Annotated in this window: 24 protein-coding genes and 1 pseudogene; 4 read left to right on the forward strand and 21 right to left on the reverse strand. The window is 71.2% G+C overall.

Annotated features, from left to right (window positions below; all coding sequences use genetic code 11):
* The 14 genes and pseudogenes from RIN75_RS37980 to RIN75_RS38045 all read right to left on the reverse strand — a co-directional run.
* A pseudogene (locus tag RIN75_RS37980) lies at positions 1-171 on the reverse strand (NADH-quinone oxidoreductase subunit I); the annotation flags it as partial.
* A complete protein-coding gene (gene nuoH / locus RIN75_RS37985; RefSeq protein WP_309116940.1) occupies positions 158-1477 on the reverse strand; it encodes an NADH-quinone oxidoreductase subunit NuoH in 1320 nt (439 codons plus the stop codon). The gene nuoH and the pseudogene RIN75_RS37980, both read right to left, overlap by 14 nt.
* On the reverse strand, positions 1474-3963 hold the full coding sequence (locus RIN75_RS37990; RefSeq protein ID WP_309116941.1) for an NADH-quinone oxidoreductase subunit G: 2490 nt from the start codon (positions 3961-3963) through the stop codon (positions 1474-1476). Before RIN75_RS37990 ends, nuoH begins: the two co-directional genes overlap by 4 nt.
* Positions 3960-5240, reverse strand: coding sequence for an NADH-quinone oxidoreductase subunit NuoF (nuoF, locus tag RIN75_RS37995; protein ID WP_309116942.1), 1281 nt, complete (start codon positions 5238-5240; stop codon positions 3960-3962). Before nuoF ends, RIN75_RS37990 begins: the two co-directional genes overlap by 4 nt.
* Positions 5241-5248: 8 nt before the next feature.
* Complete coding sequence (gene nuoE, locus RIN75_RS38000) at positions 5249-5995, reverse strand: NADH-quinone oxidoreductase subunit NuoE (protein WP_309116943.1); 747 nt, start codon at positions 5993-5995, stop codon at positions 5249-5251.
* Positions 5992-7383: an NADH-quinone oxidoreductase subunit D gene (locus RIN75_RS38005; RefSeq protein WP_309116944.1), complete on the reverse strand. Its 1392-nt coding sequence runs from the start codon at positions 7381-7383 to the stop codon at positions 5992-5994. The genes nuoE and RIN75_RS38005 overlap by 4 nt, the downstream gene beginning before the upstream one ends.
* Positions 7380-8123, reverse strand: a complete 744-nt coding sequence (locus RIN75_RS38010; protein WP_309116945.1) for an NADH-quinone oxidoreductase subunit C — start codon at positions 8121-8123, stop codon at positions 7380-7382. Before RIN75_RS38010 ends, RIN75_RS38005 begins: the two co-directional genes overlap by 4 nt.
* A gap of 5 nt (positions 8124-8128) precedes the next feature.
* Positions 8129-8677 (reverse strand): NADH-quinone oxidoreductase subunit B family protein, encoded by a 549-nt coding sequence (locus tag RIN75_RS38015; protein WP_121224748.1) that lies wholly within the window; start codon positions 8675-8677, stop codon positions 8129-8131.
* Positions 8678-8689: 12 nt separating this feature from the next.
* Complete coding sequence (locus RIN75_RS38020) at positions 8690-9055, reverse strand: NADH-quinone oxidoreductase subunit A (protein WP_121224746.1); 366 nt, start codon at positions 9053-9055, stop codon at positions 8690-8692.
* Between the two features lie 349 nt (positions 9056-9404).
* Entirely contained in the window at positions 9405-10682 is a 1278-nt protein-coding gene (locus RIN75_RS38025) for a geranylgeranyl reductase family protein (RefSeq protein ID WP_309116946.1), read from the reverse strand.
* 206 nt (positions 10683-10888) lie between these two features.
* Positions 10889-11455, reverse strand: coding sequence for an NADPH-dependent F420 reductase (locus tag RIN75_RS38030; RefSeq protein WP_309116947.1), 567 nt, complete (start codon positions 11453-11455; stop codon positions 10889-10891).
* Positions 11452-12213 carry a demethylmenaquinone methyltransferase gene (locus tag RIN75_RS38035; protein WP_309116948.1) on the reverse strand — a complete coding sequence of 254 codons (762 nt, stop codon included), beginning with the start codon at positions 12211-12213 and terminating at the stop codon, positions 11452-11454. The genes RIN75_RS38030 and RIN75_RS38035 overlap by 4 nt, the downstream gene beginning before the upstream one ends.
* Positions 12214-13004: 791 nt before the next feature.
* Positions 13005-14114, reverse strand: a complete 1110-nt coding sequence (locus RIN75_RS38040; protein WP_309116949.1) for a glycosyltransferase — start codon at positions 14112-14114, stop codon at positions 13005-13007.
* A complete protein-coding gene (locus RIN75_RS38045) occupies positions 14111-15214 on the reverse strand; it encodes a glycosyltransferase family 1 protein (protein WP_309116950.1) in 1104 nt (367 codons plus the stop codon). Before RIN75_RS38045 ends, RIN75_RS38040 begins: the two co-directional genes overlap by 4 nt.
* Positions 15215-15369: 155 nt before the next feature.
* Between RIN75_RS38045 and RIN75_RS38050 the strand changes: the two genes are divergently transcribed.
* Positions 15370-16194: an inositol monophosphatase gene (locus RIN75_RS38050; RefSeq protein ID WP_309116951.1), complete on the forward strand. Its 825-nt coding sequence runs from the start codon at positions 15370-15372 to the stop codon at positions 16192-16194.
* A 112-nt stretch (positions 16195-16306) separates the two neighbouring features.
* Here RIN75_RS38050 and RIN75_RS38055 read toward each other — a convergent pair whose 3' ends face one another.
* From RIN75_RS38055 to RIN75_RS38085, 7 genes are all read right to left on the reverse strand, one after another.
* Positions 16307-16633: a hypothetical protein gene (locus tag RIN75_RS38055; RefSeq protein WP_309116952.1), complete on the reverse strand. Its 327-nt coding sequence runs from the start codon at positions 16631-16633 to the stop codon at positions 16307-16309.
* 68 nt (positions 16634-16701) lie between these two features.
* Positions 16702-17736 (reverse strand): 1,2-phenylacetyl-CoA epoxidase subunit PaaE, encoded by a 1035-nt coding sequence (gene paaE, locus RIN75_RS38060; protein ID WP_309116953.1) that lies wholly within the window; start codon positions 17734-17736, stop codon positions 16702-16704.
* On the reverse strand, positions 17737-18228 hold the full coding sequence (paaD, locus tag RIN75_RS38065; RefSeq protein ID WP_309116954.1) for a 1,2-phenylacetyl-CoA epoxidase subunit PaaD: 492 nt from the start codon (positions 18226-18228) through the stop codon (positions 17737-17739).
* A complete protein-coding gene (gene paaC, locus RIN75_RS38070; RefSeq protein ID WP_309116955.1) occupies positions 18222-19103 on the reverse strand; it encodes a 1,2-phenylacetyl-CoA epoxidase subunit PaaC in 882 nt (293 codons plus the stop codon). The genes paaD and paaC overlap by 7 nt, the downstream gene beginning before the upstream one ends.
* Positions 19100-19384 carry a 1,2-phenylacetyl-CoA epoxidase subunit PaaB gene (gene paaB, locus RIN75_RS38075; protein WP_121224725.1) on the reverse strand — a complete coding sequence of 95 codons (285 nt, stop codon included), beginning with the start codon at positions 19382-19384 and terminating at the stop codon, positions 19100-19102. The genes paaC and paaB overlap by 4 nt, the downstream gene beginning before the upstream one ends.
* Positions 19381-20316: a 1,2-phenylacetyl-CoA epoxidase subunit PaaA gene (gene paaA, locus RIN75_RS38080; RefSeq protein WP_309116956.1), complete on the reverse strand. Its 936-nt coding sequence runs from the start codon at positions 20314-20316 to the stop codon at positions 19381-19383. Before paaA ends, paaB begins: the two co-directional genes overlap by 4 nt.
* Before the next feature lie 42 nt (positions 20317-20358).
* Positions 20359-20793 (reverse strand): DUF3592 domain-containing protein, encoded by a 435-nt coding sequence (locus RIN75_RS38085; protein WP_309116957.1) that lies wholly within the window; start codon positions 20791-20793, stop codon positions 20359-20361.
* 63 nt (positions 20794-20856) lie between these two features.
* Between RIN75_RS38085 and RIN75_RS38090 the strand changes: the two genes are divergently transcribed.
* Genes RIN75_RS38090 through RIN75_RS38100 form a run of 3 tightly spaced genes read left to right on the forward strand, consistent with a single transcriptional unit; the run spans position 20857 to position 23791 of the window.
* Positions 20857-22086 (forward strand): isochorismate synthase, encoded by a 1230-nt coding sequence (locus RIN75_RS38090; RefSeq protein WP_309116958.1) that lies wholly within the window; start codon positions 20857-20859, stop codon positions 22084-22086.
* A 44-nt stretch (positions 22087-22130) separates the two neighbouring features.
* A complete protein-coding gene (locus RIN75_RS38095) occupies positions 22131-22679 on the forward strand; it encodes a sigma-70 family RNA polymerase sigma factor (protein ID WP_309116959.1) in 549 nt (182 codons plus the stop codon).
* Positions 22679-23791 (forward strand): CU044_5270 family protein, encoded by a 1113-nt coding sequence (locus RIN75_RS38100; protein ID WP_309116960.1) that lies wholly within the window; start codon positions 22679-22681, stop codon positions 23789-23791. Before RIN75_RS38095 ends, RIN75_RS38100 begins: the two co-directional genes overlap by 1 nt.
* The last annotated feature ends 36 nt before the right edge of the window (positions 23792-23827 follow it).

A 23827-nucleotide genomic window follows, 5' to 3' on the forward strand; every position in this document is an offset into this window, starting at 1 on the left:
CTCGCAGCCGACGCACTTCTCCAGCCCGTCCGGGTGCCGGTTGAGCTGGTGGCGGCCGTGGAACCGCGGCGCGGTGACCTTCTTGACCTCGGGGTACTCCTCGGTGACGACCTTCTTGAACATCGTCCCGAAGGTCACGCCGAAGCCCTTGACGGGATCAAGCATCCCCATCGCCGGCCTCCTCCCTGGATGCGGTAACCGCTGCGGGTTCCTTGGTTTCGCCGGGCAGGTTCGCCACCGGCACCTGGCGCCGCCGCGGCGGCGACTTGGGGACCTCGAGGTCCAGCGGCGGCACGGGGAAGCCGCCGCCGGTGACCGGCACGGCGTTCGGGTCGCGCACCTCGCGCTTGTCCGGCAGCAGGAACGCCACCAGCAGCACGACGCCCAGGACCGCGCCGAACACGGCGAGCACGGTGGACGTGCTCAGCGAGTCGGACTCGATCTCCTGGCGCACGTACCGGGCGAACGCCACCGCGACGAACCACGCCAGCGCGATCGGGACCAGGAACTTCCAGCCCAGCCGCATGAACTGGTCGTAGCGCAGGCGGGGCAGGGTGCCGCGCAGCCAGATGAACAGGAACAGGAACGCGAGCGTCTTGAGCACGAACCACAGCAGGCCGAACCAGCCGGAGTTGAGCAGGTGGTCGTCGCCGACGAACGGGAACCGCCAGCCGCCCAGGAACAGGGTCGTGGCCAGCGCGGAGACGGTCACCATGTTGACGTACTCGGCGAGGAAGAACAGCGCGAACTTCAGCGAGCTGTACTCCGTGTGGAAGCCGCCGACCAGCTCCGACTCGGCCTCGGGGAGGTCGAACGGGGCGCGGTTGGTCTCGCCGACCATCGACGTCACGTAGATCAGGAAGCTCACCGGCAGCAGGTAGAAGTACCAGCCGCCGGCCTGCGCGTCGACGATGTCGGAGGTGGACAGCGAGTGCGAGTGCATGACGACCGCGACGATCGACAGGCCCATCGCGATCTCGTAGGAGATCACCTGCGCGGCCGACCGCAGCGCGCCCAGCAGCGGGTACGGCGAGCCGGAGGCCCAGCCGGACAGCACGATGCCGTAGACGCCCAGCGAGGAGCACGCCAGCACGACCAGCACGCCGACCGGCAGGTCGACCAGCTGCAGCGCGGTGCGCTCGCCGAAGATCGACACCTCGCCGCCCAGCGGGATCACCGAGAAGGCGACGAACGCCGGGATGCAGGAGATCACCGGGGCCAGGAAGAACACCCACTTGTCCGCCAGGACCGGGCGGATGTCCTCCTTGAACGCCAGCTTGAGGCCGTCGGCCAGGGACTGGAGCCAGCCGTTCGGGCCGACCCGGTTGGGGCCGGGCCGCTGCTGCATCCGGGCGACGACCTTGCGCTCCCAGTTGATCATGAACAGGGTCATGACGACGAGGAACGCGAAGATCCCGACGACCTTGACCAGGCTCAGCCAGATCGGGTCGTCGGCGAGGAGTTCGGCAGTGCTCATGCGTTGCCTCCGGGCGACGTAATCTCCTCAGCGGAGCCCGCATCCAACACAGCGGTGACGGTCACGACCGAACCGTGACCGGCGACGAGGGTGCGCCGCACGGTGGCCGCGCCGGAGTTGCCCGGCAGCCACACGACGCCGTCGGGCAGGTCGGCGGACTCGACCGGCAGCGTCACCGCGCCGCGGTCGGTGGACACGGTGACCTCGCCGCCCAACTCGACGCCCAGGCGGGCGGCCGTGGCCTCGGACAGCTTCGCCACCACCGGCCGGGCGGTGCCCGCCAGGTGCGGCTCGTCGTCCTGCATCGAGCCGTTGTCCAGCAGCCGCCGCCACGTGGCGAGCACGACCTGGCCGTCCTTGGGCTGCGGCAGCAGCGGGGCGGACACGGTCGGGGCCTGCGCCCGCACAACACCCCGGCCCAGCCGCTCGAAGTCCGCGGCGGCCGACGCCGGGGTCTGGGTGAACAGGTCGGCGTCCATCTCCACGGCCAGGGTGTCCAGCACGCGGCCGTCGGGCAGGGCGCCGGTGCCCTCCAGGGTCGTGCCGAACGGGCGGTGCCGGCCCTCCCAGTTGAGGTAGCTGCCCGCCTTCTCCACCGCCGGGGCGATCGGGAGCACCACGTCGGCGTGCGCGGTGACCGCGCTGTGCCGCAGCTCCAGGCTCACCACGAAGCCGACGAAGTCCAGCGCGCGCTCGGCCAGCGCCGGGTCCGGCAGGTCGAACGGGTCGACCCCGCCGACCACCAGCGCGTCCAGGCCACCGCTCGCGGCGGCGGTCAGGATGCCGGTGGTGTCGCGGCCGGGCTTGGCGGGCAGGGTGCCCGCGTCCACGCCCCACGCCTGCTCGACCTCGGCGCGGGCGGCGTCGTCGGACACCAGCCGGCCGCCGGGCAGCAGCGTCGGCAGCAGACCGGCCTCCAGCGCGCCCCGCTCGCCGGCGCGGCGCGGGATCCAGGCGACCTTCGCGCCCGTGCTCTTGGCCAGCGCGGACACCGCGGAGAACAGGCCCGGCACCTCGGCGGCGCGTTCGCCGACCAGGATCACCGAACCCGGCTTGCCCAGTTCCTCCACCACGTCGGCGGCGTGCTCGGCCAGGGCGTTGAGCGCGGCGGGCTCGCCGCCGGGCACGCACGCCAGCAGCGTGCCGAACGTCTTCTCCACGGCGGGCGAGGTGAACTGGCCCAGGTGGAACACCTTCGTCTTCTTCGCGCGGGCCGCCTTGCGCAGCCGCAGGAAGACGATCGGCGCCTCCTCCTCGGGCTCGAACGCCACCAGCAGCGCGGCCGGCGCGGCCTCGATGCCCTTGAAGGTGACACCGCCGTTGTCCGGGGTGACGCCCAGGACGGCCGAGGTCAGGAACTCCAGCTCCTCCGCCGAGTGGGCTCGGGCGCGGAAGTCGACGTCGTTGGTGCGCAACGCGATCCGGGCGAACTTGGAGTACGCGTACGCGTCCTCCACGGTCAGCCGGCCGCCGGCGAGCACGCCGACGCCCTTGCCGTCCCGGGCCTTCGCCAGCCCGTCCGCCGCGACCTGCAACGCCTCGGTCCACGACGACTCGCGCAGCTCACCGGTGGCCTTGTCGCGCACCAGCGGGCGGGTGATCCGGTCGTCGGCGGTGGCGTAGCGGAACGCGAAGCGGCCCTTGTCGCAGATCCACTCCTCGTTGACCTCGGGGTCGTCGCCGGCGAGCTTGCGCTGCACCTTGCCGCGCCGCCAGTCGGTGCGCTCGGCGCAGCCCGACGAGCAGTGCTCGCACACGCTCGGCGTGGACACCAGGTCGAACGGCCGCGCCCGGAACCGGTACTGGGCGCTGGTCAGCGCGCCCACCGGGCAGATCTGGATGGTGTTGCCGGAGAAGTACGACTGGAACGGCTTCTCCTCCGCCACACCGATCTGCTGCTGCGAGCCGCGCTCCAGCAGCTCGATGAACGGGTCGCCCGCGATCTGCGCCGAGAACCGCGTGCACCGCTGGCACAGCACGCACCGCTCGCGGTCCAGCAGCACCTGGGTGCTGATCGGGATCGGCTTGGGGAACGTGCGCTTGTGCTCGTGGAACCGGGAGTCCGCGCGGCCGTGCTTGAGCGCCTGGTTCTGCAACGGGCACTCGCCGCCCTTGTCGCAGATCGGGCAGTCCAGCGGGTGGTTGATGAGCAGCAGCTCCATCACGCCCTGCTGCGCCTTGTCCGCCACCGGCGAGGTGAGCTGCGTCTTGACCACCATGCCGTCGGCGACGGTCATCGTGCAGGACGCCTGCGGCTTCGGCATCGGCCGGCCGCCCATCTCCACCTCGACCAGGCACTGGCGGCACGCGCCCGCCGGGTCCAGCAGCGGGTGGTCGCAGAACCGGGGCACGACGATGCCCAGCCGCTCCGCGGTGCGGATCAGCAGCTCGCCCTTGGGCGCGACGACCTCGATGCCGTCGATGACGAGCTTGACGTGACCCTCGGGGACCACCAGTTCCGTGCTCTTGTCAGGGGCGATCGTCATGCGCTTGCTCCTGCGAGAACCTGGGAGTTCTGGTCGCACAGGGCCAGGAACTCGTCCTTGAAGTACTTGATGCCGCTGGTGATGGGGCTGACCGCGCCGTCACCGAGGGCGCAGAACGACCGGCCCAGGATGTTGTCGCAGACGTCCAGCAGCGTGTCGATGTCACCGGCCGTGCCCTCGCCGCGCACCATCCGCTGCAGGATCTGGACCAGCCAGTAGGTGCCCTCGCGGCACGGCGTGCACTTGCCGCACGACTCGTGCTTGTAGAACTCGGTCCACTTCATGACCGCCCACGGCACGGACACCGTCTCGTTGAAGATCTGCAACGCGGTGGTGCCCAGCATCGACCCGGCCTCGGCCGCGCCCTCGAAGTCCAGCGGCACGTCGAGGTGCTCGGCGGTGAACAGCGGGGTGGACGAGCCGCCCGGCGTCCAGAACTTCAGCGGGATGCCGTCCTTCATGCCGCCCGCCATGTCCAGCAGCTGGCGCAGGGTCGTGCCCATCGGCGCCTCGTACTGGCCGGGGCGCTCGACGTGGCCGGACAGCGAGTAGATCTTCGGGCCCGGGGACCGCTCGCGGCCCATGGTGCGGAACCAGTCCGCGCCGCCGTTGACGATGTACGGGACCGACGCGATGGTCTCGACGTTGTTCACCACGGTCGGCGACGCGTAGAGGCCGGCCGTCGCGGGGAAAGGCGGCTTGAGCCGGGGCTGGCCGCGCTTGCCTTCCAGGGAGTCCAGGAGCGCGGTCTCCTCGCCGCAGATGTAGGCGCCGGCGCCGGCGTGCACCACCACGTCGAGGTCGAAGCCCGAGCCGAGGATGTCCTTGCCCAGGTATCCCGCCGCGTACGCCTCCTGCACGGCCGCGTTGAGCCGGCGGATGCAGTGCAACACCTCGCCGCGCACGTAAATCGCGGCGAAGTTCGCGCGGATCGCGTACGAGGTGATGATGATGCCCTCGATCAGCGAGTGCGGGTCCGCCATCATCAGCGGGATGTCCTTGCAGGTGCCCGGCTCGCCCTCGTCGGCGTTGATGACGAGGTAGTGCGGCTTGCCGTCGCCCTGCGGGATGAAGCCCCACTTCATGCCGGTCGGGAAGCCCGCGCCGCCCCGGCCGCGCAGACCGGAGTCCTTGCACTGCTGGATGAGCTGGTCCGGGTGGGCCTTGAGCGCCTTGCGCAGCGCCGTGTACCCCTCAAGCTGCTCGTAGGTCTTCAGCGTCCACGAGCGCGGCGACAGCCAGCGCTTGGTGAGGACGGGAGTCAGTTGGTCGACCACGTCTCCCCCTACTTCTTTTCCGGCAGCGGCGGGAACTCCGCGTCGTCCGGCATCGCCGGCGCGGTCCAGCCGCGGTCCGCCGCGAGCGCGGCGCCCCGCACGGTCTCCGGCGCGGCCGACGGACCGTCCAGGTCCGCCTCCCGGCCCTCGAAGAAGCCCGCGAGCTGGAGTTCGGCCTGGCGGAAGTCGGTGAGCGGCGCGCCCCGCGTCGGGTGCGGCTTCTCCCCCGCCTGCAACGCCTTCACCAGCTCCAGCGCCTTCTCCGGCGTCTGGTTGTCGAAGAACTCGTAGTTCACCTGGAGCACCGGGCCGAGGTCGCACGCGGCGAGGCACTCGGCGTGCTCCAGCGTGATCGAGCCCGGCGCGCCCGGCTCGCCCGAGGTCTCCTCGTGGCCCAGCGGCTTGCCGTCGGTGCCCAGGTGCTCGCGCAGCTTCGCGTAGATCGCGTCACCGCCCAGCGCCGCGCACAGGGTGTTCGTGCACACGCTGACCAGGTGCTCGCCGCACGGCCGCCGCTTGTACATGGTGTAGAAGGTCGCGACCGCGCTGACCTCGGCGTGGGTCAGGTCGAGCTGGTCGGCGCAGAACGCGATGCCGGCCTGGCTGACGTACCCCTCCACCGACTGCACCAGGTGCAGCATCGGCAGCAGCGCCGAGCGCGCGAACGGGTAGCGGGCGATGATCGCCCGCGCCCGGTCCGCGGTGTCCTGGTCGAAGACGTCCGAGTAGTCGACGGGTTCCTGCGTTTGGGTCATCGGTCACAACCACCCATCACCGGGTCGATAGAGGCCACCGACGCGATGACGTCGGCGACCATGCCGCCCTCGCACATCGCGGGCATCGACTGGAGGTTCACGAAGCTGGGTTCGCGCACGTGCACGCGCATCGGCCGGGTGCCGCCGTCGGACACCAGGTGGTAGCCCAGCTCGCCGCGCGGCGACTCGATCGGCACGTACACCTGGCCCGCCGGCACCTGGAAGCCCTCGGTCACCAGCTTGAAGTGGTGGATCAGGGACTCCATGGACTGGCCCATGATCTTGCGGACGTGCTCCAGCGAGTTGCCCATGCCGTCCGCGCCGATCGTGAGCTGCGCCGGCCACGCGATCTTGGCGTCGTCCACCATCACCGGACCGGGTTCGAGGCGGTCCACCGCCTGCTTCACGATCTTCAGCGACTCGTGGATCTCCGCCAGCCGCAGCCGGTAGCGGGCGAACGAGTCCGCCTCGTTCGAGGTCGGCACCTCGAAGTCGTAGTGCTCGTAGCCGCAGTACGGCTCGATCTTGCGCAGGTCCCACGGCAGGCCCGCGGAGCGCAGGATCGGGCCGGTGATGCCCAGCGCCAGACAGGCGTCCACGGGCAGGTAACCGACGCCCTGCAAGCGGTTGCGCCAGATCGGCTGGCCGGTGAGCAGCTTGTCGTAGTCCGGCAGCCGCGAGTCCATGACCTTGATGAAGTCGCGGATGCGCTGCGGCGCGTCGGCCGGGATGTCCTGCGCCAGGCCGCCGGGGCGGATGAAGGCGTGGTTCATCCGCAGACCGGTCAGGAACTCCAGCAGGTGCAGGACTTCCTCGCGCTCGCGGAAGCCCGCGGTCATGCCGGTGAGCGCGCCCAGCTCCATGCCGCCGGTGGCCAGCGCCACCAGGTGCGAGGAGATCCGGTTCAGCTCCATGAGCATGACCCGGATGGTCTGCGCGCGGGCCGGGGCCTCGACGCCCAGCAGCTTCTCCACGGCCAGGCAGTACGCGGCTTCGTTGTGCAGCGGCGCCAGGTAGTCCATGCGCGTCACGAACGTGACGCCCTGGGTCCAGTTCCGGTACTCGCAGTTCTTCTCGATGCCGGTGTGCAGGTAGCCGATGACGCTGCGGGCCTGGGTGACGGTCTCGCCCTCCAGCTCCAGCACCAGCCGCAGCACGCCGTGCGTCGACGGGTGCTGCGGTCCCAGGTTCATGACGATGCGCTCGTCGCCCGCCGCCTCGGCCAGCACCTCGTCCCAGTCGCCGCCGGTCACCGTGTAGACGGTGCCCTCGGTCGTCTGGCGGGAAGTGGCGTCGTACGGGTCGCGGCTCTGCGCGGCGGTGTCGGACTCGCGGCCGACCGCGCTGGTGTCGGTGCCCGTGGTCACGTCGGAAAGCCGTTCGGTCATGAGTAGGACCGCCTCTGGTCTGGCGGGGGGATCTCCGCGCCCTTGTACTCGACGGGGATGCCGCCCAGCGGGTAGTCCTTCCGCTGCGGGTGGCCGTCCCAGTCGTCCGGCATGAGGATCCGGGTCAGCCCCGGGTGGCCGTCGTAGACGATGCCGAACATGTCCCAGGCTTCCCGCTCCTGCCAGTCCGCCGTGGGGTAGACCGGCACGACGCTGGGGATGTGGGCGTCGTCCACGTCGACCGCGACCTCCAGCCGGATGCGCCGGCGGTAGGTCATCGACGTCAGGTGGTACACCGAGTGCAGCCGCTGCGGGGCGTCCGGCCCGTAGTCCACACCGGACACCGAGCTGCACAGCTCGAAGCGCAGCGCCGGGTCGTCGCGCAGGATCCGCGCCACCTCCACCAAGTGCTCCCGGCGCAGGTAGAACGTGATCTCGCCGCGGTCGACGGTGATCTGCTGGATCGTGTCGGCGGGCAGGCCGGCCTCGTGGATCGCGCCGATCAGCTCGTCGGCGACCTCGTCGAACCACCCGCCGAACGGCCGCTCGCTGGGCGCGGCGACGTGGGCGGGCAGCCGCAGGCCGCCGAAGCCCGACGTGTCACCGGACCCCGCGACGCCGAACATGCCCTTGCGGGCCTTGCCCGCGACGATGGGCGCCTTCGGCGCGGCGCCGTTGGTCGCCTCCAAGCCCTCGACGGCGCGCTCGGCGCTGGAGTGCTCGTCCCCTGGCTGCGTCATCTCACTCACTTCTTCGCAAAGCGCTGGGACGACGGGATCAGCTCGGTGCGCTTGCCCTGCTCGGCCAGCAGCGCGGCCCGGTTCTGCCCCAGCGGCTCGTCCATGATCTTCGCGTGGATCTTGAGGATCGCGTCGATCAGCATCTCCGGCCGCGGCGGGCAGCCCGGCAGGTACATGTCGACCGGCACGACGTGGTCCACGCCCTGCACGACCGCGTAGTTGTTGAACATGCCGCCGCTGGACGCGCACACGCCCATCGCCAGCACCCACCGCGGCTCGGGCATCTGGTCGTAGATCTGGCGCAGCACCGGGGCCATCTTGTTGGTCACCCGGCCCGCGACGATCATCAGGTCGGCCTGGCGCGGCGAGGCGCGGAAGACCTCCATGCCGAACCGCGCGAGGTCGTAGCGCGGGCCGCCGGTGGTCATCATCTCGATGGCGCAGCAGGCGAGGCCGAACGTGGCCGGCCAGAGCGAGGACTTGCGGGTCCAGTTGACCAGCTTCTCCACGCTGGCGAGCAGGATGCCGTTCGGGAGCTTCTCTTCGAGGCCCACGGGTCTTCCCCCTCAGTTCCAGTCGAGGCCGCCGCGCCGCCACACGTAGGCGTACGCGAAGCCGACCGTCGCGACGAACAGTGCGATCTCCACCAGGCCGAACAGCCCGAGCCGGTCCGCGGAGACCGCGAAGGGGTAGAGGAACACCATTTCGATGTCGAACAGGATGAACAGCATCGCCGTGAGGTAGTAGGCGACCGGCATGCGGCCACCGCCGACCACGGGCTGGGGTGACGGTTCGATGCCGCACTCGTAGGCGTCGAGCTTCGCCTTGTTGTAGCGGCGGGGCCCGATGTACGGGGCGGCCGTCACGGAGAACAGGGCGAAGGCCGCGGCGAGGGCGAACATCAATACGAGGGGGAGGTAAGGGTCCAGCACTCTCCGTCGTCCTTTCCTCGCGTCGTCGCGGTGGTGGTGGCACCGCCGACCGTTGCGCACCCTAAGGGTGTTGTTGCGGCCCGCCGGAAGTTAGGCGGACCTAACTTTCCGCAGGTCGCTTGTGAAACAGTTCACAAGGCATCTCAGCCGGTTGTGAACTGATTCACAAGACCTGAGGGCCAGTGTAGAACGTCACACAGAGGCGTGAACCCCACCCCCTGGACACGGTCTGACCTGGTCTTACACGGTGCAGATCAACAGCTTTGCGGGCGTGGAGTGAACGGGAGCACACCCGAAACGAAACAGCGCCGACCCGAAGGTCGGCGCTGCGTCGGCTAGCGGGGGCCGATTAGGCCGTTGGGGTGAGTTTCGTGGCCGCCGTAATGAGACGGTCGAAGGAGTCGCCGTCCTTGGGGTCGTAAAGGCCGGCGAGCAGCTTCAGGACCAGTTTCATCAGCGTTTTCCGAGGTAGGCCGTACTTGGTCGCGGTGCGCATGACGGTCGGGTTGCCGATGAGCTTGGAGAAGACGTTGCCGAGGCGGTAGTAGCTGCCCAGGGCCTGCTCGATGCGGACCGGGTAGCCGTGAAGTGCGCGTTCCCGGCTGTAGCCGGTGCGGGCGAGCCCCTGGACGACCGATTCGGCCGCGATCCGGGCCGACTCCATGGCGTAGCCGATGCCCTCGCCGTTGAACGGGTTCACCATGCCGCCGGCGTCACCCACCAGGAGCAGCCCGTCGCGGTAGTGCGGCTTCCGGTTGAGACCCATGGGCAGCGCCGCGCCGCCGATGCGGCTGGTCGCGTTCTCCTCGCGGAAGCCCCACTCCTCCGGGGTGCCGTCGAGCCAGGAGCGGAGGAGCGCTCGGTAGTCCGTAGTCCCGTAGGCCTTGGAGGTGCTGAGGATGCCGAGGCCGACGTTGACCGTGCCGTCGCCCATGCCGAAGATCCAGCCGTAGCCGGGGAGCAGGACGTCGTTCTGGCGGTCCCAGAGTTCGAGGTGGGATTCCAGGTAGTCGTCCTTGGTGCGGGGGCTGGCGTAGTAGCGGCGGACGGCGACGCCCATGGGCTTGGCGTCGTCCTTCTGGATGCCGACGCTGAGGGCCAGACGGGCGCTGACGCCGTCGCACCCGATGATGATCGGGGCCCGGTAGGTGACCGGCTGCTTGTCCGGCCCCGTCTTCGCCTCGACCCCGACGACGCGGCCGTTCTCCTGGATGGCTGCGGTGACGGTCGTCTGCTCGTAGAGGCGAGCGCCGGCCTGCTGGGCGGTCTTGGCGAGCATCTCGTCGAAGTCCTGGCGGGGGCGGACCACGCCGTAGGGCGGGAAGGTCGCCAGGTCCGGCCAGTCCAGTTCGAGCGTGACCCCGCCGCCGACCACGCGGAGGCCCCGGTTGTGCAGCCAGCCGGCCTCTTCGCGGGTGTCGATGCCGAGGTCGATGAGCTGCTTCACGCCGCGGGGGGTGAGCCCGTCGCCGCACACCTTCTCGCGGGGGAACGTGCTCTTCTCCAACAGCAGCACGTCCAGGCCCGCGCGGGCCAGGTAGGTCGCGGCCGTCGACCCCGCCGGGCCCGCGCCGACCACGATCACCTCGGCGTCCTCGCCTGCCCTGCGGCGGCTGGGAGTCGTCATCCCCGCTCCTTGTGCGTCAGTTCACAAAGTCCCGGGGCCGAGTCTACTTATGCCTTCCTGAGGCCCTTCCAGTCCTGCTCCAGTCCTGATGGACGCTCTCAGTCCTGTTAGACCCTCTCACTCTTGCTAGACGGCCTTGTTAGACGCTCTCAGCTTTGTTAGCTGATCTCAGTCTTGTTAGATGGCTTCAGTCTTGTTAGAGGGTCTCAGTCTTGTTGGACGAGGCTGAGCCCGGGGAACGGCCCACCCGGGTACTGCTGGAGCCGCCCACCGATCTCCAACGACCCGAGGTCGATCGCCGCCCACCCCGCGGACTCGACCAGCTCGGCAACCACCTTCGTCGCCTCGGGGTGGTCGCCGGACAGGAAGATCACCGTGCGCGCGTCCCGCTCCAGCCGCTCCGGGCTGAGCGTGTTGAACCCCTTGACCAGCCGCGCGCCCTTGACCTTGTCGGCGACGATCGCGCTGGAGGGCCGGTCCCCGATGTCGGCGAACACGAAGCCCGGGAGGATCGGGTTGCTCGTGTCGACCACGATCTTCCCTGCCCAGTCCCGTCCTTCCGTCACCGCGTCCATAGCGACCCAGGGCACGGCGAGGAACGTGACGTCCCGCCCTTCGACGGCCTGCTCCACGGTCCCCTTGGTCACGCCGTCGATGTCGGGCAGGGTTTCGGGTCCACGGCTGTTGGCGATCACCACGTCGTGCCCGGCCTTGGCCAACTTCTTGGCGACAGACGCCCCGATGTTCCCCGCGCCGACGATCCCTACCTTCACTCGCCCTCCACCGGTCGGGTGGCCGGCTCGGTCGGCTTGGTGGCCGGGTCGTTCGGCTTGGTGGCTTGGTCGTTCGGCTTGGTGGCCCGGTGCAAGGCCACCACCCCGAAGGTCAGGTTCATCCAGGCGACGTCGTCCCACCCGGCCTTGGCGATGATCTCGGCCAGGTTGCGCTGGTCGGGCCAGGTGCGCATGGACTCGGCGAGGTACTGGTAGGCCTCGGGGTTCGAGGACACGAAACGACCGATGAAGGGGAGGATCTTGAGCAGGTAACGCATGTAGACGAACCGGAAGGGCCGGAACGTCGGCGTGGAGACCTCGCAGATCACCAGGCGGCCGCCGGGTTTGACCACGCGGGCCATTTCGCGGAGGGCGGCCTCGGTGTCGTTGAAGTTGCGGAGTCCGAAGGAGACCGTCACGGCGTCGAAGGCGTTGTCCGCGAAGGGCAACTTGAGCGCGTCGGCGGCCACCTTGGGCACATCCCGGTGCCGGCCGCCGAGCAACATCCCGATCGAGAAGTCGGCCGCGACGCACCAGGCGCCGGAAGCCGCGTACTCGACGGTGGAGACGGCCGTACCGGCCGCGAGGTCGAGCACCTTCTCCCCGGCACGGGCGTCCAGAACGCGCCGACTCCACTCCCGCCAGCGCCGGTCGAACCCCAGGGTCATGACGGAGTTCGTGCGGTCGTAGCCCTTGGCCACGCCGTCGAACATCTCGGCCACCTCGCGGGGGTTCTTGTCCAAACCTGCACGCGACATAGCCGAAGCCTAGGTGACGCCGCCGGAGACCGAAATCCCGCACACCCGTACCCGTGATGAACAGCGAAAACCCCATTACCCACGCCCTTGGCACAGGCGTGGGTTTACCGCCCCTAGCAATGTTCACCCGATGTCGCGAATTGATCGCTTTCCGGGCACCTTCGAGCCGCCCCGAACGTTGCCGTAATGAAGAGGAGGCGGCACGGCACAAGGCACACGGACCCCACCCCACTCACCCCTCCGACCCTCGCACCGCACTCCCCACCCCGGTCCGCCCGGTCCGCCCGGTCCGCCCCCCACCGCACTCCCCCGCCCCGAGCCGCCCGGTCCGCCCCGAGCCCACCGCACCTCCGCCCGCCGCACTCCCAGCCCTGCCGCCCACCACACCGCACCGCCGCCGCCCGCCCACTCCTCGATCACCCCGCAGCAGCCAGCACCACCGAGACGCCCCCAGGAACGCCCTCCCCCGAGCCCCCTGAGGCGCGCGGCGCTTGGCGGCGCGGCGCGGCGGTGGACCGGGGGCGGCGCGGGGTCGGGGCGGAACCGAGGCAGGGCGGCGCGGACCGGGGCGGCGCGGGGTGGCTGGGGCGGCGCGGGGTGGCTGGGGCGGACCGGGGTGGCTGGGGCGGACCGGGGTGGCTGGGGCGGACCGGGGCGGCGCGGGCGGACCGGGGCGGCGCGGGCGGACCGCGGTGGCTGGGCGGACCGCGGTGGCTGGGCGGACCGGGGCGGCTGGGGCGGGCGCGGGGGAGTGGAGTTGCGGGGCGGGTGTTGGGCGTTGGTGCGGGGGGTTAGGTGGCTTGTAGGGCGGTGAGCATGCCGTCTACGGCGGCTTGCCAGGGGTACTGTTCGGCCCTTGCGCGGGCGGCTTCTCGTCTGGCTGGTTCTGGGTTGTCCAGGAGGGTGTTCACCGCGCCCGCGAAGGCGGTCGCCTTGTCGGGGACTGCTGCGCCGCAGTTCGGCTGGACGATTTCGCGCAGGGCCGACGACGCCGACACGACCACCGGGGTGCCGGACGCCAAAGCCTCCAAGGCCGCCAAGCCGAACGTTTCGTGGGGGCCTGGAGCCAGGGAGACGTCGGCAGTCGCCAGGAGGTTCGCGACCTCGGTTCGTTGGTTCACGAAACCCAGGAACGTGACCGGTAGGCCCGCGGCTCGACGCTCCAAGGACTCCCGGCGCGGGCCGTCGCCGGCGATCACCAAGCGGATGCGGTGGCCGGATTCGTGCAAGGCCGCGGCGGTGTCGACGCTGCGTTCGACGTGCTTCTCCGGGGACAGCCGACCGCAGTGGATCAAGAGGGCGTCCGCGCCCCGCGCCAAGTCGCGCTTCAGAGAGCGGCTGTGGCGGGTTGGGGTGAAGGTGTGCAGGTCCACGCCGAGGGGCACGCGGCTGACGTTGGTGGCGCCTATCCGGTCGAACTCCTCGCGGGCGAAGTCCGTCGTGCACACGACCGTGTCGTAGGACGCCGCCATGCGCGTGTTCGCCCAATCCGCGCCCGCCCTCGCCAACGCCGGCGGCAGGAGGAACTGCTCCAGCAGGCGGTCCAGGCGTTCGTGGGAGATCACGACGCTGGGGACACCGTTCGCGGACGCCCACTTGCCCATGCCGCGCAACGTCAAGCGGTCCGAAACCTCGAGCCTGTCGGGGCGGAGGTGGTTCAGGAGGTTCCGGACGCGCCACGGGTCCACGGCTCGATAGCCGCCGGTTCCGGGGATCTGCGGGGCCGGGAGGGTGATGCGGCGGACGTTGGCGGACAGGCGTTCGTCGGCGTGGGCCGCGCCGGGCACGACCAGGGTCACCTGGTGGCCGGCTGCCGCGTAGCCCGCCCCCAGGTGGTGCAGGGCGGTGCGCAGGCCGCCTGAGCGCGGGCCGTAGAAGTTGGCCAGCTGGACGATCCTCATGCCGCTTGCGCCTCGGGCACACCCAGGACGACGTGGTAGTGGCCGAGGAGTTCGTCGCACACCGCCGACCACGTCCGGCCGCGCACCCAACGGCGGGCGGCGTGGCCGTAGCGCTTGCGGCGCAACGGGTCCAGCAGCGCGGTCACGGCGTCGCGCAGCTCGTCGTCGGTGGTGAACAGGTAGCCGGTGTCGGGTTGGACCAGGTCGCGCGGGCCGCCGGCGTCGGGGGCGACCACCGGCACGCCGCTGGCCAGCGCCTCCTGCACGGCCTGGCAGAACGTCTCGTGCGGCCCGGTGTGCACGAACACGTCCAGCGACGCGTACGCCTCCGCAAGGGGAACGCCGCTGCGGAACCCCAGGAAGGCCGCGTCCGGCAGGTCCCGGCGCAACGCCGCCTCCTCGGGACCCTCGCCGACGACGACCAGGCGGATGCCGGGAATGTCACGCAAAGCGCGCAGCCGCTCGACCTGCTTCTCCGGGGACAACCGGCCGACATAGCCGACCAGGACCTCGCCACGGGGCGCGAGCGAACGGCGCAGGGCGTCGTCACGGCGGTGGGGCGCGAAGAGTTCCACGTCCACTCCCCTACCCCACCGGTGCACGCGCGGAACCCCGTGTTCGCGCAACGCCTCCACCGCCCACGTCGACGGGGCGAGGGTCCGGTCGGCCTGGGAGTGCAGGCGGCGGGTCCAGCGCCACGCGGCGCGCGCGGTCAGGCCCAGGCCGTAGTGGCCGGCGAACCCGGCGACGTCGGTCTGGTACACCGCGACCGTCGGCAGGCCGAGGCGGCGGGCGGCGGACAGGCCCCGGGCGCCCATGACGAACGGGCTGGCGAGGTGGACGACGTCGGGGCGGAAGTCGGCGAGCGCGGTGAGGACCTTGCGGGTCGGGACGCCGACGGGCAGGGAGCTGAACCGGGGCAGGTCGACGGCGGGCACCCGGACAACCGGGGTGCCGTGGTGGTGGTCGGCGCCCGCGCCGGGGGCGACCACGAGGGCCTGGTGGCCGTGCGCACGCAGGTGCTCCAGCACCCGCAGGACGGAGTTGGTCACCCCGTTCACCTGCGGGAGGAAGCTCTCGGTGACGATCGCTACACGCACGCCGATCACCTTGAGGTGCGAAGGACACGGGGGCGTGACGGATCGGGGAACGAAGGTCGAAATCCTCGCGTCGCGGTTGACGTTGACCGAAGGATCGTCATCGCTTCACCTGGAGGTCGCGTCGCGGACACCAGGGGCGGTGACACTAGCTCGGCATGACCGTCTTGTCGTCCCGACCCGCGCAGCCCGTCGATCCCGGTCTGGTGTCGATCGCGCTGGAGATAGCGGGCCGCCTGGCGAACGACGCGTCGGACGTCATCATGGCGACGGCGGGCCGGGGCGCGCGTCCCGACGACGACGCCTCGCCGTTCGACTGGGTGACCGACACCGACCGCACGCTGGAGCGGCACACGCGGCGGGTGCTGACGGCGGAGTTCCCGGACATCCCGGTGTTCTGCGAGGACACCGACGAGGACGTGGCGTCGGACGCCGAGTTCCGCTGGGTGGTGGACCCGGTGGACGGGACGGCGAACTACGTGGCGGGCGTGCCGTGGTGCGCGTACAGCCTGGCGCTGGTGGACCGGTGGGGGCCGGTGGTCGGCGTGGTCGCGGACCCGTACCGGGCGCAGATCTACGCCGCCGCCCGGGGCCGGGGGATGCGGGCGAACGGGACGCCGGTGAAGCTGGGCGAGCAGGCGGTCAGCTCGATCGTGTGCACGGAGATGACGCGGACCGGGCCGTGGCCGGGGATGGGCGAGTTCATCTCGCGGGCGGCGGTGTCCGGGACCGGGGTGCGGGTGCTGGGGTCGAAGGCGCTGGCGGTGGCGCAGGTCGCGCTGGGTCACGCGGCGGCGGCGGTGCTGCACAGCTACCACGAGTGGGACGTGGCCGGGGCGGTGGCGCTGGCGGTCGAGTCGGGGGCGGCGGTGCTGGACCGGCGCGGCGAGGACGCGCCGCTGCCGGTGGACGGGCTGCTGGTGGCGATGCCCGAGGTGGCCGAGGAGGTCCTCGGCTGGTGGCAGTCGTCGATGACCCGATAAAGTGATCAACAACTGCCGGCCGTCGTGCTGGCATTGTCGTGCCGGTCCCAATAGGGGCCGGAAGTGAACCCGGTTCACCGGTCGGACGGCCGGTTGCCGGGTTTCGCGCTTTCTACGGCACGTCGACTCGGTGGACCGCGTCGACCAGGCCCTGGACGCGCCGCCGCCACTCGCCGCCCACCCCGTAGCACCAGGCGATGGAATCGCTCAGCCACAGCAGTGGATCCTCGTGCGGCCGGAAGTGCTCGTAGCTGAAGTCCTCCGCTTTGCCGACCACCGCCGCGAGCGTGGCGCGATCGCGGGTGTCCTGGTGCCGGCAGCTCTCCAGGGCGAGCCGCGAGACGCCCGAGATGAGCAGGTGGGCCGCAGCCGCGGTGAGGCAGGTGCGCCGTGCGGTGACGTCGTTCGAGTGGTCGCAGAGCCAGAGCTGGGCGCGCATGTCAAGACCGTGCATCAGCGTTGGATACGACATTCGGCCTGATCGTTACCCGGCTACGTTAGTTGCGTTCACGCGTCGAAGTCGACCGTCACCGCGGGTGTCACCGGCACGGACTGGCAGGTCAGGACGAAGCCCGCCTCGACCTCCGCCTCGTCCAGCGCGTAGTTGCGCCGCATGTCCACCTCGCCCGACACGACCAGCGCCCGGCACGTCCCGCACACCCCGCCCTTGCAGGCGAACGGCAAATCCGACCGCACCCGTTGCGCCGCATCCAGAATGGGCGTGTCCGGCGGCAGCGGAACCGTCGTCGTCCGGCCGTCGAGGATCACCGTGCCCTCGCCCACCGACGACAGCACCTGCTCGGCACGCCGAGGCGGGGGCGGGGGCTCGTCGACGTAGAACAGTTCGTGGTGCACCGAGGTCGCCGGAACGCCCAGCGACGACAGCACCGCCTCCGCGTCGCGCACCATCCCGTACGGCCCGCACAGCCACCACTGGTCGATCGACGAGAAAGGCACGACCGACGCGAACAACGCCCGCAGCTTCTCCGCGTCCAACCGGCCGGTGAACAGCTCCACGTCCCGAGGCTCCCGGGACAGCACGTGGATCAGCTGGAACCTGGACGGGTACCGATCCTTCAGGTCCGCCAGGTCCTCGGCGAACATCACCGTGTCGGCCCGCCGGTTCCCGTAGAGCAGGGTCACTTGTTCGCCCGCCGCCAGGGCCGTGGCAGCGATCGACAACGCCGGCGTGATGCCCGAACCGGCCACCACCAGGCCGTGGTGGTCACCACCGGTCGGCGTGAAGTTGCCCATGGGAGGCAGGACTTCCACGACATCGCCAGGGGTCAGGCGGTCCACCAGCCACGTCGAGAACAAGCCCGTGTCCACGCGGCGCACGCCGATCCGAGGCGGCGACCCGACCGGAGCGCAGATCGAGTACGACCGACGCTCGTCGCCCTGGCGCAGGGTCAGGTACTGCCCCGCGCGGAACTCGAACTCCGACGCCAGCTCCGGCGGCACGTCGAACGTGACCGCGACCGCGTCCTCGCACAGGCGATCCACGGCCGCCACGGTCAGCTTGTGGAACACCGGCCGGGCCATCTAGATCTCCTTGATGTGCTCGAAGGGCTCGGCGCAGTCCAGGCAGCGCCGCAGCGCCTTGCACGCCGTGGACCCGAACCGGGACAGCTCCTCGGTACGGGGTGAACCACACCGGGGGCACGCCACCCGCGCGGACGGCGGGGTGAGGGTCAGCGGGACCGGGCCGACGGCGCGCGGGCCGACGCGGGACGGGGGTGCGATGCCCGCCTCGGCGAGCTTGCGGCGGCCCTCGTCGCTGATCCAGTCCGTGGTCCACGCCGGCGACAGGGACGTCCGGACCTCGACCTCCGCATAACCGGCCGCCCGCAGGGACCGCTTCAGGTCGGCACCCATCTCCTCGACCGCCGGGCACCCGGAGTAGGTGGGCGTGATGGTCACCAGGACCCGTCCGTCCTCCTCCACGACCTCCCGCAGCACGCCCAGGTCGGCCAGCGTCAGCACGGGCAGCTCCGGGTCGCGGACCGCCGACGCCACGTCCAGCGCGGTCACCACGTCGCCCCCGGCAGGGACCGGTGCAGGTGCTGCAGCTCGGCCAGCAGGTAGCCCATGGCCTCGGTGTGGACGCCGTCGCGCCCGGCCCGGCCGTTGACCCGCGCGGCGGGCACCGACGTCGGCCGCTCAAGACCCGCCGCCGACAGCACCGTGTCGATCACCGAGTCGAACTCGGCCCGGTAACCAGCGGGGTCCAGGCCCAACCGCTGCTCCACGGGATGCGCCGCGAACAGCTCTTCCACGAACGGCCACACCCGCGCCAGCCCGGCCCGCATCCGCCGGTGCGACTCGTCGGTCCCGTCACCCAGCCGCACGACCCACTGGGCCGCGTGGTCGCGGTGGTAGGCCAGCTCCTTCAACCCCTTCGCGGCCACTGCGGCCACCACGGGGTCGGCGAACCCGAGCAGACTCGAGTACTGCGCGATCTTCCACGTCGAGAACACCAGCAGCCGGGCCATCGTGGTGGCGAAGTCCCCGCCCGCGAACGGGCCGCACTCGATCTCGGCCAGGTGGACGTTGCGGAAGTCCCGCTCGTCGCGCAGGTACGCCAGCGCGTCCTCGTCCCGCCCGCACCCCTCGACCTCGCCGGCCCGGGTGAGCAGCAGCCGGGCCTGGCCGAGCAGGTCGAGGGCGATGTTGGCCAGCGCCACGTCCTCTTCCAGCTCGGGCGCGCGCGAACACCACTCCGCCAGCCGCTGGGACAGCACCAGGGCGTCGTCCCCGAGCATCAGGCAGTAGGCGACCAGGTCGGCACTGTCCACATCGGACGGAATCGCGCGGTCCACGCCGGGCAGGGCCTCGGAGAACCCGGTGCCGAACGCCCAGTGCGTGTCCTCGTGGTCGATCAGCGACTCGTAAGCGTTGTCGAAGCTCATAGGTGCGGCACGTCCTCGGGGATCGAGTAGAAAGTCGGGTGCCGGTACACCTTGTCGCCGCTGGGCGCGAAGAACGGGTCCTTCTCGTCCGGCGAGGAAGCCGTGATCGCGGCGGCGGGCACCACCCAGATCGACACGCCCTCGTTGCGGCGCGTGTAGACGTCACGGGCGTTGCGCAGCGCCATCTCCGCGTCCGGCGCGTGCAGGGACCCCACGTGCACGTGGTTGAGCCCGCGCTTGCCCCGCACGAACACCTCCCACAGCGGCCACGACGAACTCATGCCACACCTTCCTCACGTCGTGCACGGCGAGCGGCGTGGGCCGCCGCGGCGGCACGCACCCATTCCCCGTCCTCGTGCGCCTTGCGCCGGTGCGCGATCCGCTGCGCGTTGGCGGGCCCGTTGCCGCCCACGACCTGCCAGAACTCGTCCCAGTCGGGCTGGCCGAAGTCGTAATGCCCCCGCTCGGGATTCCACTTCAGCGCCGGGTCGGGCAGGGTCACCCCGAGCTTCTCCGCCTGCGGCACGGTCATGTCCACGAACTTCTGCCGCAGCTCGTCGTTGGTGTTGCGCTTGATGCGCCACTTCATCGACTGCTCGGTGTTGGAGCTCTCCGAGTCCGGCGGGCCGAACATCATCAGCGACGGCCACCAGAACCGGTCCACGGACTCCTGCACCATCGCGCGCTGGGCGTCCGTGCCGCGCATCATGGTCATCAGCAGCTCGTAGCCCTGCCGCTGGTGGAAGGACTCCTCCTTGCAGATGCGGATCATGGCGCGCGCGTACGGGCCGTAGGAGGTGCGGCACAGCGGCACCTGGTTGCAGATGGCCGCGCCGTCCACGAGCCAGCCGATGGTGCCGACGTCGGCGTAGGACAGCGTCGGGTAGTTGAAGATCGACGAGTACTTCTGCCGGCCGTTGATGAGGTTCTCGGTCAGCTCGCCGCGGTCCGCGCCCAGCGTCTCGGTGGCCGCGTACAGGTAGAGCCCGTGGCCCGCCTCGTCCTGGACCTTGGCCAGCAGGATCGCCTTGCGGCGCAGCGAGGGCGCGCGGCTGATCCAGTTGCCCTCCGGCTGCATGCCGATGATCTCGGAGTGCGCGTGCTGCGCGATCTGCCGGATCAGGGTCTTGCGGTAGCCGTCGGGCATCCAGTCCCGCGGCTCGACGCGCTGCTCACCGCTGACGGCGCGCTCGAACTCCGCCTCCAGGTCCATGCCCTCGATGTTACACCTGGAGTCGGATTTCGGGAACAAGTGTCACAAGCGGCGGCGCACCCACCAGTACAGCGGCAGCAGCACGGCCCACACGCCGAGCAGGAACGTCGAGATGGGCAGGATCGCCAGGGTCCAGGTGCGCCCCGCCACCCGCGCGACCTCCGGGTCGGCGGTGTCGTACTCGATGCGCACGAGCTGGCCCGGCTCCAGCCCGTCCGGGTACAGCAGGCCCTGCGAGGGGCTGTAGACCTTGCCGTCCGGCGTCGCGAACCGCACCACCGTGCGCTGGAACGAGACCGAGACCACCTCGGCGGTCTCCCGGCCCATCCGCTTCTCGATCGCCAGGTCGTCGCGCACGCACGCGGCGAGCAGGGTCGCGCCGATCAGCGTCACGAGGCCGCCCAGGACCAGCAGCGCCCGGCCGACCAGCAGCTTCACCTTCCGCCGACGACCCGTCCGCACTGCGTTGTCCACCACAACTGAGGAGTCTAGGGCTGGGCGGACGCGGAATCTCAGCGATGACTCCATACCCTCGACGCCGTGACCACAGCTCCCGCCTCCCGGACCCGACAGCGGTTGCGCGTCCACACCAGGCGCGTCCCGGCCGGTGGCCTGTTGGGCAGGCTGCCCGCGCCGACCGGCGCCCTGGCCTGGGTGCGGGACGGATCAGGCCTGGTCGGGTGGGGTGAGGCGGCCAGGGTCGAGGTGTCCGGGCCGGACCGGTTCGCCGCCGCCGACGCCTGGTGGCGCGAGTTCACCGCGCACCTGGACGTGGACGACGAGCTGGGCGTGCCGGGCTCGGGACCGGTCGCGTTCGTGAGCATGGCGTTCGCCGACCGGCCGGGGCACTCCGTGCTGGTCGTGCCGGAGGTCGTGGTCGGGCGGCGGAACGGTGAGACGTGGCTCACCACGGTCGGCGAGAGCGAGCCGCACCCCGTGCAGCCGGTCACCCGGCCCTCGACCGTCCGGTACGCCGACGGCGAGCTGTCGGTGACCGCGTACCGGGAGGCCGTGCGCACGGCCGTGGCCCGGATGCGGGCCGGTGAACTGGACAAGGTGGTTCTCGCGCACGACCTGCTGGCCGTCGCCGACGCGCCGATCGACCACCGGTTCGTGCTGGAGAGCCTGGCCCGGCGCTACCCAGAGTGCTGGGTGTACGCGGTGGACGGCCTGGTCGGGGCCACGCCCGAGCTGCTGCTGCGCCGGTCCGGCCCGGTGGTCGACTCGCGCGTGCTGGCGGGCACCACGTGGCCGCACGACGGCATGTCCGACGACGAGCTGGAAGCCGCGCTCATGTCGTCGGGCAAGAACCGCGAGGAGCACGAGTACGCGGTGGCCTCGCTGGCCGACACGCTGCGGCCGTTCTGCGCCACCATGTCCGTCGAGGGGCCGTCGGTGCTGCGCCTGCCGAACGTGTCGCACCTGTCCAGCGACGTCATCGGCACCCTCAACGACTCCCCCTCGCTGCTGCGGCTCGGCGAGGCCCTGCACCCCACGGCGGCCGTCGGCGGCACGCCCAGGGCGGACGCCATCGCCGTCATCGAGGAGCTGGAGGGCATGGACCGGGGCCGCTACGCCGGTCCGGTGGGCTGGATCGACGGCAACGGCGACGGCGAGCTGGGCATCGCGCTGCGCTGCGCCCGCGTCGAGGGCCGCACCGCACGGCTGTTCGCGGGCTGCGGGCTGGTCGCCGAGTCCGATCCGGACTCCGAGGTCCGCGAGGCGCACGCCAAGATGCTGCCGTTCCGCGAAGCCCTCGAAGGCATGTGACCCGGCTCACCGGGACGCCGGGCGGTGTTCCGGTCAACCGGTGTGTGACCACTGCACTGGACAAACCGCCGGACCTGCGCGGCCCTGACCCGGCGTCGGCGTTCGCGGAGCTGTTCGACGCCCACGCGCGGCCACTGCGCGGCTACCTCGCCGGACGCGTCGGCGAGTCGGCGGCCGACGACCTGGTGGCCGAGACGTTCCTGGTGGCGCTGCGCCGCCGGCACACCTACGACCCGGACCGGGCGCCGATCAAGGGCTGGCTGTACGGCATCGCGACCAACCTGGTCCGCGAGCACGTCCGCCGCGAGGTCCGCGGCCACCGCGCCGGCCTGCGCGCGGTCGGCCGGCCGGAACCCGACCACGGCACGTTCGTCGCAGACCGGGTGGACGCCGAACGCGCGTCCAAGCTCGTCGCCGCCGCGCTGAACGACCTGCGCGACGAGGACCGGGACGCCCTGCTGCTGACCTCCTGGGCCGGCCTGACGCCCGCCGAGGTCGCCGCCGCCCTCGGGGAGCCCGCCAGCACCGTGCGCTCCCGCCTCCACCGCACCCGCGCCCGCCTCCAAGCCCTGCTCACCGACAAGGACCGCTGATGAGCGACCTCGACGACGTCCTGGACCAGATCAACCACCGGGCCCGCCACTCCACCGGCGACCTGGACGACATCCGCGCCCGTGTCCTGACCGCCGCCGCCGAGGAACCCCCCGGCCCGGACCGGTTCACCGCCCGCAAGACCGCCTCCCGCCGCCTCCGCTGGGCCGTGCCGGTCGCCGCCGCGGCCGCCGCCGTCCTGGTCGCGGGCATCGCGCTGAACCAGGCGCCGCCCACGACCACCGACAGCGCGTTGACCGTCGCCACCTCCTCGGCGCCCGCCGTGCAACTGCTGTCCGCGCAGGAGGTCCTGAACAACGCCGCCGACGCCATCAAGGCCGTGGACCCCGTGCTCGCGCCGGGCCAGTACCGGTTCATCCGCGAACACGCCTGGTACCAGCGGGGCGTGACGATGGGCGTGCCGGTCGACGCGCCCGACCAGACCCCGCGCGGCTACACCTGGCTCAAGGAAGTCGCCTACGAGAAGTGGATCCCGCAGGACCAGTCCCAGGACTGGCTGGAACGGCGGGCCTGGCTGCCCGGCCTGAAGTGGCTCGGCGGCTCGGTCCCGCAGTCCGAGGCGCGGGAGCCCGAGGCCACCGACACCGACACCGGTGAGCGGCGCGGCAAGTGCGGGAACTTCTTCCCCGACGCCCAGCCCGCCAAGGCCTGCGGCGACCCGACCGACTGGGACAACCCCGCCTTCTACGAGGCCCTGCCGCGCGACCCGCAGGCGATCGTCGACTACCTGCGCGGCGCGACCGCCCACCGCGGCTCGTCGCCGGCCGTGATGTTCCACTGGGGCGTGCAGGTGCTGCGCTCCGGCCTGATGCCCGCGGACCTGCGGGCCGGCTGGTACCGGGCGCTGGCACTGCTGGACGGCGTGAAGGTCTACGAGTCGGCGGTGACGCTGGACGGCCGCACGGGTGTCGCCATCGGCATCGAGGACGAGGAGGAGCGGCGGGACCTGATCGTGGACCCGGCCACCGGCGAGTTCATCGGCGAGCGCACGGTCGCCGGCCCGAAGCCGCACCACTCGTGGATCACGCCCGGCACGGTCACCGGCTACAGCGCCATCACCACCAAGGTCGTGGACGCCATCGGCCAGAGCTGACTCAAGACGAAGCGGCCCCTCCGGACTCGGAGGGGC

Origin of the sequence: Saccharothrix sp. (assembly GCF_031180885.1) — a bacterium.
GTDB lineage: Bacteria > Actinomycetota > Actinomycetes > Mycobacteriales > Pseudonocardiaceae > Actinosynnema.